At 71.4% G+C, this 12,367-nt stretch carries 12 protein-coding genes; 4 read left to right on the top strand and 8 right to left on the bottom strand.

Annotated features, from left to right (window positions below; all coding sequences use genetic code 11):
• Nucleotides 1–86: 86 nt before the first annotated feature.
• Entirely contained in the window at nt 87–1,130 is a 1,044-nt protein-coding gene (locus LZ495_RS23210) for an EamA family transporter (protein WP_235054779.1), read from the bottom strand.
• A 144-nt stretch (nt 1,131–1,274) separates the two neighbouring features.
• On the opposite strand from LZ495_RS23210, the gene LZ495_RS23215 reads away from it, so the two are divergent.
• Entirely contained in the window at nt 1,275–1,817 is a 543-nt protein-coding gene (locus LZ495_RS23215; protein ID WP_235054780.1) for a MarR family winged helix-turn-helix transcriptional regulator, read from the top strand.
• An 82-nt stretch (nt 1,818–1,899) separates the two neighbouring features.
• On the opposite strand, the gene LZ495_RS23220 is transcribed toward LZ495_RS23215, so the two are convergent.
• Nucleotides 1,900–2,445: a GNAT family N-acetyltransferase gene (locus LZ495_RS23220; protein ID WP_235054781.1), complete on the bottom strand. Its 546-nt coding sequence runs from the start codon at nt 2,443–2,445 to the stop codon at nt 1,900–1,902.
• Nucleotides 2,446–2,555: 110 nt separating this feature from the next.
• Nucleotides 2,556–4,406, bottom strand: a complete 1,851-nt coding sequence (gene glmS / locus LZ495_RS23225; protein WP_235054782.1) for a glutamine--fructose-6-phosphate transaminase (isomerizing) — start codon at nt 4,404–4,406, stop codon at nt 2,556–2,558.
• Between the two features lie 178 nt (nt 4,407–4,584).
• Between glmS and coaA the strand changes: the two genes are divergently transcribed.
• Nucleotides 4,585–5,562 (top strand): type I pantothenate kinase, encoded by a 978-nt coding sequence (gene coaA / locus LZ495_RS23230; protein WP_372498632.1) that lies wholly within the window; start codon nt 4,585–4,587, stop codon nt 5,560–5,562.
• Between the two features lie 18 nt (nt 5,563–5,580).
• Entirely contained in the window at nt 5,581–6,582 is a 1,002-nt protein-coding gene (locus tag LZ495_RS23235) for a DUF389 domain-containing protein (RefSeq protein ID WP_235054783.1), read from the top strand.
• A gap of 92 nt (nt 6,583–6,674) precedes the next feature.
• Here the strand turns inward: LZ495_RS23235 and glmM are convergent, their stop codons facing one another.
• The 3 genes from glmM to rplM all read right to left on the bottom strand — a co-directional run bounded on the left by glmM (nt 6,675) and on the right by rplM (nt 9,208).
• A complete protein-coding gene (gene glmM, locus LZ495_RS23240) occupies nt 6,675–8,027 on the bottom strand; it encodes a phosphoglucosamine mutase (protein ID WP_235054784.1) in 1,353 nt (450 codons plus the stop codon).
• Nucleotides 8,028–8,221: 194 nt separating this feature from the next.
• The gene (gene rpsI / locus LZ495_RS23245) at nt 8,222–8,710 is read right to left on the bottom strand and encodes a 30S ribosomal protein S9 (protein ID WP_235054785.1); all 489 of its coding nucleotides are present in this window, start codon (nt 8,708–8,710) and stop codon (nt 8,222–8,224) included.
• Nucleotides 8,711–8,764: 54 nt separating this feature from the next.
• Nucleotides 8,765–9,208, bottom strand: a complete 444-nt coding sequence (gene rplM, locus LZ495_RS23250; RefSeq protein WP_235054786.1) for a 50S ribosomal protein L13 — start codon at nt 9,206–9,208, stop codon at nt 8,765–8,767.
• Between the two features lie 339 nt (nt 9,209–9,547).
• Between rplM and LZ495_RS23255 the strand changes: the two genes are divergently transcribed.
• Complete coding sequence (locus LZ495_RS23255) at nt 9,548–10,744, top strand: hypothetical protein (protein WP_235054787.1); 1,197 nt, start codon at nt 9,548–9,550, stop codon at nt 10,742–10,744.
• A gap of 69 nt (nt 10,745–10,813) precedes the next feature.
• Here LZ495_RS23255 and truA read toward each other — a convergent pair whose 3' ends face one another.
• Together truA and rplQ are read right to left on the bottom strand one after the other, a co-directional pair.
• A complete protein-coding gene (truA, locus tag LZ495_RS23260) occupies nt 10,814–11,701 on the bottom strand; it encodes a tRNA pseudouridine(38-40) synthase TruA (RefSeq protein ID WP_372498633.1) in 888 nt (295 codons plus the stop codon).
• A gap of 80 nt (nt 11,702–11,781) precedes the next feature.
• Nucleotides 11,782–12,321 (bottom strand): 50S ribosomal protein L17, encoded by a 540-nt coding sequence (gene rplQ, locus LZ495_RS23265; RefSeq protein ID WP_235054789.1) that lies wholly within the window; start codon nt 12,319–12,321, stop codon nt 11,782–11,784.
• Nucleotides 12,322–12,367 lie beyond the last annotated feature (46 nt).

A 12,367-nucleotide genomic window follows, 5' to 3' on the forward strand; every position in this document is an offset into this window, starting at 1 on the left:
CACATGCGGAACGGCGGGGCCGAAGAGGCCCCGCCGTCCACGTACTTGCCCGTTCAGATCCGCTCAGATCCGCTCGGATCCGCTGCTCAGCGCCCGACCGCGAGCACCTCCCGCCGGCCCTCGGCCTCGGTGCCCTCCGCCGCCTCGGCGTGCGGAGCCGGCCCGGTGCCCGCGGCGTCCGCGGCCGGCTCGCCCTCGACGGGGGCCGGGCCGCCCTTGCCGCCGCCCTCCGCGACCACGGTCGTCTTGGGCTTGGCCGGCGCCTGGCCGGCGAACATCGCGCCGAGCGCCAGCGCCAGGCCGAGCACCTGCCAGGCGGTCAGCGTCTGGCCCAGGACCACGATGCCGCCGATGGTGGCCACCGCGGGGTTGATCAGACCGAGGAAGGAGACCGGGCCGGCGCCGAGGCGCTCGATACCGCGGAACCACAGGACGTAGACCAGCGCGGTGCCGAACAGGCCGAGGTACGCGAAGCCGATCCAGTTCTGCGCGGTGAACGCGGGCGGCGCGCCTTCGGTGACCAGGGCCAGCGGGGCCAGGAACAGGCCGCCCGCGACCAGCTGCCAGGCGGTCAGGTCGACCATGGTGACGCCCTCGGGCTTGCCCCACTTGCGGGTCAGGACGGTACCCAGCGCCATGATCAGGATGGCCACCAGCATCGCGGCGATGCCCAGGCCGTCCAGCTTCGCGCTGCCCTTGAGGACCAGCAGCGCCACGCCCGCCACGCCGACGAGGCCGGCGATCACCGCACGGCGGGTCGGCCGCGCTCCCAGGATCATCGCGGAGAACCCGATGACCAGCAGGGGCTGGATGGCCCCGATGGTGGCCGCGACGCCGCCCGGCAGGTGGTAGGCGCCCAGGAAGATCAGCGGGAAGAAGAAGCCGATGTTCAGCATGCCGAGGATCGCGGCCCGCCCCAACCACTTGCCCTTCGGCAGCTTGCGGCCGAGCAGCAGGAGCAGCAGGCCGGCGGGCAGCGCGCGCATCGCGGCCAGCAGCATCGGGCGGCCGTCCGGCAGGAGCTCCGTGGTCACCAGGTACGTCGTGCCCCAGGCGGCCGGCGCCAGCGCCGCAGCCGCCGCGACGCCGAACCGCCCGGCCGATCCCTTGCCTGCACCCAAGACGCCCATGACCCGATCCCCTCAGCGCTTACTATCTGAACGTTGAGATAAGTTTTACGCAAGAGACCTACGAACGTCAAGTATCTGAGCATTGAGATAATGAATGATGGGCGAACAGCCCGCGACGGTCCGGCAGACGAGAGAGGCGGAACCATGCAGGAGCAGACCCCAGAGCAGCCCCAGGCGCAGGTCCAGGCGCGCGACGCCGTGGACGACATCGTCGACCAGTGGGCCCGGGAGCGCCCCGACCTCGACCTGTGGGCCATGGCCCTGGTCGGCCGCTACAACCGCTTCCAGTCCCATGTGGAAAGCGCGCTGCGCGAGTACTTCTCCCTGCACGGCCTGGACTTCTCCGAGTTCGACGTGCTGGCCACGCTCCGCCGGTCCGGCGAGCCGTACGAGCTCAACGCCCGGGCCCTGCTCAAGTCCGCGATGGTCACCTCGGGAGCCATCACCAACCGGGTCGACAAGCTCTCCGCCAAGGGCCTGGTGGAACGCCGCCCGTGTGCGACCGACCGCCGCGCGGTCCTCATCCGGCTGACCCCGGCCGGCAAGGAGCTCATCGACCGCACCGTGGCGGGGCACGTCCGCAACGAGGAGAACGTCATGAGTGCGCTGACCCCCGAGGAACGCGTCACGCTCGACGGCCTGCTGCGCAAGCTGCTCATCGCCAAGGAAGGCTCGCCGCAGACCTGAGCCGCACCGAGTCGTCCTGAGTCGTACGCCGCACGCGGGGCACGCGCCCCTCAGCCGCACGCGCCTGCCTGACGCGCCCGCCTCACACCGAGGCGAGCTCCCGGCGCAGTATGTGCTGCGGCCCCGCGTCGCCGCCCAGATACAGGTCCCCGTCGTCCACGAAGCCGCCGGCCAGATAGGCCCGCACCGCGCCGGCGTTGCGCACATTCACGGTCAGCAGCAGCACATCCGCGTCCGCCCGCACCTTGCGGGCCGCCTCGGGCAGCGCCCGGATCGCCGCACCGCCGAAACCGCGCCCCTGGTACGCCGCCCCCACGTAGAAGCCGCGCAGCAGCACCGCAGGCCGCGGTTCGCGGGCCAGTTCGTCCAGATACCCCTGCACGTCGAGCACCCCGAAGCCGACCGCCTCGCCGTCGTGCACGATCGCGAACGGCGTACGGAACGGGTCCTGGTCGGCCACCGGCAGCGTCTCGCGGGCCCGCCCGCAGAACTCCTCCTGGTCGGCCCGCGGCGCCAGACCGAGCACCGCGGTCCGCAGCGCGCGCACCCGGGGTTCGGCGTCCGCCTCGGCCACCCCGTCGGGAACCGCCAGATCGACCAGCTCGACGCCGGGCTGTATGCGTGCCATGCCCGCGATCTTGCCACCCCGGCCGGCCGGGCGCGCCGCCTCGCACTGCGGGCCGGACGCCACCCGGCGCCCGGCCCGCACATGCACATCCCGCAGCGACTGCGCGGGAACTACTCGACCGTGACCGACTTCGCCAGGTTGCGCGGCTGGTCCACCTCGTGGCCCTTGGCCGTGGCCAGCTCGCACGCGAACACCTGCAGCGGCACCGTGGCGACCAGCGGCTGCAGCAGCACCGGGGTGGCCGGGATGCGGATCAGGTGGTCGGCGTACGGCTCGACCGCGGTGTCGCCCTCTTCGGCGATCACGATGGTCCGCGCACCGCGCGCCCGGACCTCCTGGATGTTCGACACGATCTTGTCGTGCAGCACGCTGCGCCCGCGCGGCGACGGCACCACGACGACGACCGGCAGGCCCTCTTCGATCAGCGCGATCGGCCCGTGCTTGAGCTCGCCCGCCGCGAAGCCCTCGGCGTGCATGTACGCCAGCTCCTTGAGCTTGAGCGCACCCTCCAGGGCGACCGGGAAGCCCACGTGCCGGCCCAGGAACAGCACCGAATTGGCGTCCTTGAGCGAGTGCGCCAGCTCGCGCACCGGCTCCATCGTGTCGAGGACCTTCTCGACCTGCTCCGGCATCGCGGCCAGCTGCTCGATCACCTCGGTGATCTCGTCGCCCCACTTGGTGCCGCGCACCTGGCCCAGGTACAGCGCCACCAGGTAGCACGCCACCAGCTGGGTCAGGAACGCCTTGGTCGAGGCGACCGCGACCTCGGGGCCGGCGTGCGTGTACAGCACGGCGTCGGCCTCGCGCGGCATCGTCGAACCGTTGGTGTTGCAGATCGCCAGCACCTTGGCGCCCTGCTCGCGCGCGTGCCGCTGCGCCATCAGGGTGTCCATCGTCTCGCCGGACTGCGAGATGGTGACGACCAGCGACTGCTTGTCGAGGATCGGGTCGCGGTAGCGGAACTCGCTGGCGAGCTCGACCTCGCAGGGCACCCGGGTCCAGTGCTCGATCGCGTACTTGGCGATCATCGCGGCGTGGAACGAGGTGCCGCACGCGATGATGACGACCTTGTCGACCTCGCGCAGCACCTGGTCCGGGATGCGCACCTCGTCCAGGTGCAGGCGCCCGTCGGTGCCGATGCGGCCCAGCAGGGTGTCGGCGACCGCCTTGGGCTGCTCGGCGATCTCCTTGAGCATGAAGTAGTCGTAGCCGTCCTTCTCGGCGGCCGACGCGTCCCAGTCCACGTGGTACTCGCGGAACGTGCCCGGGTTGCCCAGGAAGTCGGTGATCGTCACGCCGTCCCGGCGCAGCTCCACGACCTGGTCCTGGCCCAGCTCGATGGCCTCGCGGGTGTGCGCGATGAACGCCGCCACGTCCGAGGCCAGGAAGTTCTCGCCCTCGCCGCGGCCGACCACCAGGGGCGAGTTGCGGCGCGCCGCGACCACCACGTCCGGGGCATCCGCGTGCACGGCGACCAGGGTGAACGCGCCTTCCAGCAGGCGGCACACGCGGCGCATCGCCTCGGCGAGGTCGCCGCCGGCCGGCTCGTAGTGCTCGGCGAGCAGGTGGCCGACCACCTCGGTGTCCGTCTCGGACAGCAGGGTGTGGCCGCGCTCGGTCAGCTCGGCGCGCAGTGCCGCGAAGTTCTCGATGATGCCGTTGTGCACCACCGCGACCTTGGCCGCGTTGTCCAGGTGCGGGTGGGCGTTGGCGTCCGTCGGCGCGCCGTGCGTGGCCCACCGGGTGTGGCCGATACCGGTCGTGCCGACCGTCAGGGGGTTCTCGTTCAGCGACTTCTCGAGGTTGGCGAGCTTGCCCGCCTTCTTGTCGCTGACCAGGGCACCGTCGGCGAGCACTGCCACGCCTGCCGAGTCGTACCCGCGGTATTCCAACCGCCGCAGCCCCTCGATCACCACGTCGAGGGCCGACTTCTCACCTACGTATCCGACAATCCCACACACAGACTGGATCCCTTCCGTGGGAGCTGTCCCACGATGCCGCACTGGACGGCCAGCCTAAAGGGTTCGCCGGTCCGCGGCGGCCCGGGGAGCTCCGGGTACGTCACGGCCGGGCTCCAGGTGCGCTCCGCGGGGGCTTGAGGGCATCCCGGCGGGCGGCGGCGCAGCACCGCCGGAGAGAATGTGTGCTGTGCACACCATCGTCACTCCTGGCGCGGCACGCGACCTCTCCCGGTACGTGGAACTGGACCGTGAGGCGTGGAGCCGGCTCCGGGCAAGTACGCCGCTGCCGCTGACCGCCGACGAGCTCGAGCGGCTGCGGGGCCTCGGCGACGTCGTGGACCTCGACGAGGTCAGCGACGTCTACCTGCCGCTGTCCCGGCTGCTCAACCTCTATGTCGCGGCGACACGCGGCCTCAACTCGGCGCTGACCACCTTCCTCGGCAACGACGAGCGCCGCACCACGCCGTTCGTCATAGGCATCGCGGGCAGCGTCGCGGTCGGCAAGAGCACCACGGCCCGCATCCTGCGCGAACTCCTGGCCCGCTGGCCGGACCACCCGCACGTGGCGCTGCTGACCACCGACGGCTTCCTCTATCCCAACGCCGAGCTGGAACGCCGCGGCATCATGCACCGCAAGGGCTTCCCGGAGTCGTACGACCAGCGCGCCCTGGTGCGCTTCGTCGCCGACGTCAAAGCCGGGAAACCCGAGGTGAGCGCGCCGGTCTACTCGCACCTGAGCTACGACATCGTGCCCGACGAGCGCCTCGTCGTCCGGCAGCCCGACATCCTCATCGTGGAGGGCCTCAACGTCCTGCAGCCGGCCCGCATCGGCCCGGACGGCCGCCCCCGCCTTGCGGTTTCGGACTTCTTCGACTTCAGCGTGTACGTCGACGCCCGCACCTCGGACATCCGGCACTGGTACCTGGAACGCTTCCTGAAGCTGCGTCAGACCGCATTCCGGGACCCCGCCTCGTACTTCCGGCGCTACGCCGCGATGACCGAGGAGGAAGCGGTGGCCTACGCCCAGGGCGTGTGGCGCGACATCAACGAGCTGAACCTCGTGCAGAACGTGCTGCCCACCCGCGGCCGCGCGACGCTGGTCCTGCGCAAGGGCGCGGACCACACGGTGAGTCGTCTGCGTTTGCGGAAGCTGTGACCGCGTAGCGTCCGAAGCATGCTGCATCTGAGGGTCATCGTGCCGCGCGAGAAGTCGGACGCCGTGCGGCGCTTGCTGGAGGCCGAGGCGGGGGTCACGCATCTGGTCGTGTGGCCGGGCGCCGCGGTCTCGCCGCCCGGCGACGTCATGTCCTGCGACGTCGCCCGCGAAGCCGCCAACACCGTGCTGGAGGACCTGCGCCACCTCGGCATCGACGACGACGGCGCCATCGTCCTGGAGGACCTCGACGTCGTGCTGTCCCGCTCGGCCCGCGAGGCCGAGCTGGCGGCACCGGGCGAAGGCGCCGACGCGGTGGTGTGGGAGCAGATCACCGAGGTGACCTCCGAGGAGTCCACCATCTCGGTGACCTTCCTGGCGTTCCTGACACTGGCCACCATGATCGCCGCCTGCGGCGTGCTCCTCGACAACCCGATCCTCATCGTCGGCGCCATGGTCGTCGGCCCCGAGTTCGGCCCGCTGGCCGGCCTGTGCGTCGCGGTGGTGCAGCGGCGCCCCCGGCTCGCCGCGCGGTCCGCCTTCGCGCTGCTGGCCGGCTTCCCGATCGCCATGGCCCTCACCATGGTCTTCACCTGGCTGCTGACCTGGAGCGGCGAATTCGAGAAGGCGATGCTGGAGGCCGAGCGGCCGCTCACCGCGTTCATCTACCAGCCCGACTGGCTGTCCTTCTGGGTGGCCTTCCTGGCCGGCATCGCCGGGATGATGTCGCTGACCTCGTCGAAGTCCGGCGCACTCATCGGCGTGCTCATCTCGGTGACCACCGTGCCGGCGGCCGCGAATACCGCGGTGGCCATCGCCTACGGCGACCTGGAGCAGGCCGCCGGTTCACTCGGCCAACTGCTGCTCAACCTCTGCGCGATCGTGCTGTCCGGCAGCCTCACGCTGCTCGGCCAGCGCCTCTACTGGAACCGCACCCACGGCAGCCGGTCCCGGCACGAGACCCTGGCCGCCAGCCGGCCGCCGGCCCAGCGCTGGCCCCAGGCAGGGCGGACCAAGGACTGACCGGCCCCGGACCGGCCGCACACGCATCCGGCCGAGCACGACAAAGCGGCCCCGACCCGTTCCCGGGTCGGGGCCGCCTCGTGTCCCGTGCGTCAGACCGCCAGCTCGGCGCGGACGACCTCGGCCAGCAGCCCGGCCTCGTGCTCGGCCTGCTCGTGCGTCTGCGCCTCGACCATCACGCGCACCAGCGGCTCGGTGCCGGACGGGCGCAGCAGCACCCGGCCGCCGCCGCCCAGGCGCGCCTCCGCCTCGGCCACCGCGGTGGCCAGCCCGACGGACGCCTGCACCCCGGTGCGGTCCACACCGCCCACGTTCAGCAGCACCTGCGGCAGCCGCGTCATCACCGCGGCCAGCTCGTGCAGCGGACGCCCGGTCTTGGCGACCTGGGCCAGCAGGTGCAGCGCGGTCAGGGTGCCGTCGCCGGTGGTCGCGTGGTCCAGCATGACCACGTGCCCGGACTGCTCGCCGCCCAGCGTGAAGCCGCCGGCCTGCATGGCCTCCAGCACATAGCGGTCGCCGACCGCGGTCTCCACGATCTTCACGCCGGCCGCCTGCATGGCCAGCTTGAGGCCCAGGTTCGACATGACCGTCGCGACCAGCGTGTCGTCGTGCAGCTTGCCCGCATCGCGCATGGCCAGCGACAGCACCGCGAGGATCTGGTCGCCGTCCACCTCGACGCCCTGCGCGTCCACCGCGAGGCAGCGGTCCGCGTCGCCGTCGTGCGCGATGCCCGCGTCGGCACCGTGCTCGACCACCGCGGCCTTCAGGTCGGCCAGGTGGGTCGACCCGCAGCCGTCGTTGATGTTGAGGCCGTCCGGCTCGCCGTGGATCGTGATGACCTCGGCGCCGGCCTGCCGCAGCGCATCCGGAGCGACCCGCGAGGACGCGCCGTTCGCGCAGTCCAGGACCACCTTGAGGCCGTCCAGCCGGTGCGGCAGCGTGGCCAGCAGATGGTCGACGTAGCGGGCGTGGCCCTCGGGGTGGTCCTGCACGCGGCCGACCTGCGCGCCCGTGGGGCGGTCCCAGTCGGTGCCGAGCAGCGACTCGATCTTGTCCTCGACATCGTCCGGCAGCTTGTGCCCGCCGCGCGCGAAGAACTTGATGCCGTTGTCCGGCATCGCATTGTGGCTGGCGGACAGCATGACGCCCAGGTCCGCACCCAGCAGACCGGTCAGGTACGCCACCGCGGGCGTGGGCAGGACTCCGGCCCGGTACACGTCGACGCCGGCACCCGCGAGGCCCGCGACGACAGCGGCCTCCAGGAACTCGCCCGAAGCACGGGGGTCGCGGCCGACCACCGCGAAAGGACGCCGGCCATGCCCGCCGGACCGCCCCTGCGAGCCCAGCACCCGGGCGGCACTGACCGCCAGGTCCAGCGCCAGCTCGGCGGTCAGGCGGCCGTTGGCCAGCCCGCGTACCCCGTCCGTACCGAAGAGTCGTCCCACCTTCGGACCTCCCGCATCGTCACCGCATGGCTGCGGACAAGACCTGGATATGAAAAGAACAGAACACGCACAGTCGCACCACGACAACTTCGAGCACAACGCACGCAGAGTATGGAAGCAACAAAAACATCGGGCCCCGAGGCACAGACTGTGCCCCGGGGCCCGATGCAAAATGCAGGCAGCGCCGCGCAGATTTAGCGCTTGCTGTACTGCGGAGCCTTGCGGGCCTTCTTCAGACCCGGCTTCTTGCGCTCGGTGGCGCGCGCGTCACGGGTCAGGAAGCCGGCCTTCTTCAGCGCCGGACGGTTCAGCTCGACGTCCGCCTCGTTCAGCGCACGGGCCACGCCCAGGCGCAGCGCGCCGGCCTGGCCGGAGACGCCGCCGCCGGAGATGCGCGCGACCACGTCGTACTTCTCGTCCAGCTCAAGGATCTTGAACGGCTCGTTGACGAGCTGCTGGTGGACCTTGTTCGGGAAGTAGTTCTCGAGCGTCCGCCCGTTGATCTTCCACTTGCCGGTGCCCGGCACGATGCGCACGCGGGCGATGGCCTCCTTGCGGCGGCCAGTGGCGTTGCCCGGCTGCGGGTCGGTGAAACGACCGGCAAGGGACTCCGAGGTGTAGCTCTCGAGGGTGACCTCTTCGGTCGTCTCCTCGATGGGGGCCTCAGCGGTGGTCTCGGCCACGATTCTCCTTTTAGCAATCCTCGACCGCACGAAGCGGCCGACTTGTGGCCGTGACTACTGCGCGACCTGGGTGATCTCGAACGGCACCGGCTGCTGCGCCTGGTGCGGGTGCTCCGAACCCGCGTACACCTTGAGCTTCGACAGCATCTGCCGGCCCAGGGTGTTCTTGGGGAGCATGCCCTTGATGGCCTTCTCGACGGCCTTCTCCGGGTTCTTGGAGAGCAGGTCGTCGTAGCGGACCGCGCGGAGACCGCCCGGGTGGCCAGAGTGGCGGTACGCCATCTTCTGGGTCCGCTTGTTGCCGGACAGGTGAACCTTGTCGGCGTTGATGATGATGACAAAGTCGCCGGTGTCGACGTGCGGCGCGTACACCGGCTTGTGCTTGCCCCGGAGCAGGGCAGCGGCCTGGGTGGACAGACGGCCGAGCACGACATCGGTCGCGTCGATGACGTGCCACTGACGCTGGACGTCGCCGGGCTTAGGGCTGTACGTGCGCACGGTCGATAGCCTTCGCTTCTTCGTGAGTGTGTGCTGACGGGATGGCGCTCTGGCCGGTTCCGGCGACTCCCACGCAATAACTGGTGTGGAAACCAATGCGGGGTGCTGCCGGTGGGCCTCTTGCGGCGCCCGGCGTACCGACTTCACTCAAGCAAGCCAATACGCACAACGAACCGGCAGAATACCGGGTTTACGGGGTGCCGGTCAAAACGAGCTTCGGGGGGCTGTGCTCCCCGAGCCCCCTCCCCTGCTCTCCATCGTATCCGCCCCGCGGAGCAGATCCGACCACGCCAGTATGCTGCGCCCGAGACTGGGGGCTCGAACGGTGGGGAGGCTGCCGTGAGTGGGGACAGCAACGGCTACAACCGCGGTCAGGGACATCCGGGAGAACCCGGTGAACCCGCGCAGTCGCCGTGGAGTGTGCGACCGGGGCCGCCGGTCTACCAGGGCCCCGGCAGCCCCGGTGCGGACCCGTACGGGCCGCCGCCCGGGCAGAACTACGGCGGAGCGCCCGGATACGGCCAGGAAGCGCCCCAAGACCCTTACGGGGCAACGCAGTCCGCGCCGTACGGGCAGCAAGGGCAGTACGGCCGGCAGGCGTACGAGCAGCCGACGCAGGCCGCCCCAGCAAGCCCGTTCCCGGCCGCCGCACACGGCAACCGGGACGGCGAACCCGACTGGGGCGCCCTCGCCGAGGAGGCCGGCCGCAGCAACCGGCGGCGGCGCGTGGCCATCTGGGCGGGCGCCGTGGTCGGCGTGCTGGCGATCGGCGCCGGCATAGCCTTCGCCTCCATCAAGATCTCCGAGGGCGACGACGCCAAGCCCGCCGCGAACACCGGCAGCGGCAGCGCGGCACCGGCGACTTCCGCCCCGGCAGCCCCCAAGCCCACGTTCAAGCCGGCGCCGTCCATCCCGCCCGCACCCGGTGCCGCGAAAGTGCTCGCCGATCCGGCCCTGGACACCGCCCCGTTCACCGCCGCGGAGCTCTTCCCGGACGCCAAGGTCACCCAGGGCGGCCGCACTTACACCGTGGTCGGCACCCAGCTCGACAACACCTGCGCGAACGCGGTGAACGCCGAACTCGCCAAGATCCTGCGCAACAACCAGTGCGCGCAGATGATCCGCGTCACGGTGACCGCCGCCGACGGCACCGCGGCGACCGTCGCCCTCGGCGCGTTCGCCACACCCGAGGACGCCAAGGCCGCTGCCGTACAGGGCAACGAGAAGTACCAGGTGGCCGCGGTGACCGGCCTTCCCGGCGGCCCGGTGAAGGCGCTCTGCCCCGAGCCGACCCCCGGCAAGCCCGGCGTGCAGTGCGCCCGGCAGACGAACTCGTACGGCCGCTACGGCATCTTCGCGGTCGTCGGCTACCCGGGCACCGAGAACAAGCTCACCGGCCCCGACCCCAAGGTCGACCAGCTCGGCAACGACGTCGACGCCTGGGTGCGCGCGGTCCTGGAGAAGCGCGGCGAGAAGACCTCGCAGGCCATCTACGAGAAGGCCAAGGCGGACGCCGAGAAGCAGCTCCAGGGCTGACCCGCGGGCGGCGCCGCCGCCCGGCGGAGCATCATCGACGAGACCCCGGCAGGACCGGGTCTGCGCAGGTCAGACCAGGTCCAGCCGGTGCCGCTTGGCCTTCGCCGCGCGCTCCGCGAGCCGCTCGTCCGAGGGGTACGCGACCTCCTCCAGGACCAGCCCGTGCGCCGGCGCCACGTGCACCGACGAGTCCCGCACGCCGCGCGCCAGTATCTCGGCGGGCCAGCGCACCGGCCGCCGGCCGGAGCCGACCGCCATCATCGCGCCCACCAGCGAGCGGACCATGTTGTGGCAGAACGCGTCGGCGCGCACCGAGGCGATCACCAGCGGCGTGAAACCGGGCCCGGCATCGGCCTCGCCCGGGGTCTCGCGGACCCAGTGGAACTCCTTGAGGCAGCGCACCGTCGACGCCCCCTCGCGGCGCTTGCAGTACGCCGCGAAGTCGTGGTCGCCGAGCATCAGCCCGGCCGCCTCGTTCATGACGTCCACGTCCAACGGCCGGTCGTGCCACACCACATGCGTACGCCGCAGCGGGTCGACCCCGCCCGGCGTGTCGCTGATCCGGTACGCGTAGCGCCGCCACTCGGCGGCGAACCGCGCATCGAAGCCCTCCGGCGCCACCGACACCGAGCGCACCCGCACATCGCGCGGCAGTGTCCCGGACAGCCGGCGCACCAGCTGGTGGCCGTCCATCGTCCACTTGTCCGCCGGGATGTCCACATGCGCCACCTGCCCGCGCGCGTGCACGCCTGCGTCGGTCCGCCCGGCCACGGTCAGCTGGGCGGGCTCCGGCAGCCGCAGCACCGTCGTCAGGGCCTCCTCCAGGCAGCCCTGCACGGTCCGCAGGCCGGGCTGCCTGGCCCACCCGGAGAAATCCGTGCCGTCGTACGCCAGATCGATCCGCAACCGGACCGGCTCGGGCGGCGCTGTCAGGTCGGTCACGCCTGTCTTCCCCATCCGCTCTCAGGAAACAGCGCGGGCCCGCTCCCACCCCGAAGGGCGGTAGCGGGCCCGCACAAGATCAGTCGGGCGCCGGATCAGGCGTCCTTCTTCTCCGTGTCGACAGCCTCGTCGGCGGCGGCCTCGGGGGCCTCCTCGACGGCCTCGGTCTCGGCCTCGGCGGCCTCGACCTTGGTCTCCTCGGCCTTCGCCGCCTCCTGCTCCTTGACGGAGCGCTTGGTGGCGGCCTCGGCCTCGCCGACCGCGGTCTGCGCGACGGTGAGGGCCTCGACCAGCTCGATCACGGCCATCGGCGCGTTGTCGCCCTTGCGGTTCCCGATCTTGGTGATACGGGTGTAGCCGCCGGGACGGTTCGCGTAACGCGGGCCGATCTCCTCGAACAGGGTGTGCACGACGCTCTTGTCGCGGACGACGGTGAGCACCTGGCGGCGCGCGTGCAGGTCGCCGCGCTTCGCCTTGGTGATCAGCTTCTCCGCGACCGGGCGCAGGCGGCGCGCCTTGGCCTCGGTGGTGGTGATGCGGCCGTGCTCGAACAGCGCGGTCGCGAGACCCGACAGGAGCAGACGCTCGTGGGCCGGGCCGCCGCCGAGGCGGGCTCCCTTTGCGGGACGGGGCATTGCTTTCTCCTTGATAGCCCTGCACCGGCCGTGTCAGGTACCGGTG

This window comes from Yinghuangia soli (assembly GCF_021502675.1).
Classification (GTDB): Bacteria; Actinomycetota; Actinomycetes; order Streptomycetales; family Streptomycetaceae; genus Yinghuangia; species Yinghuangia soli.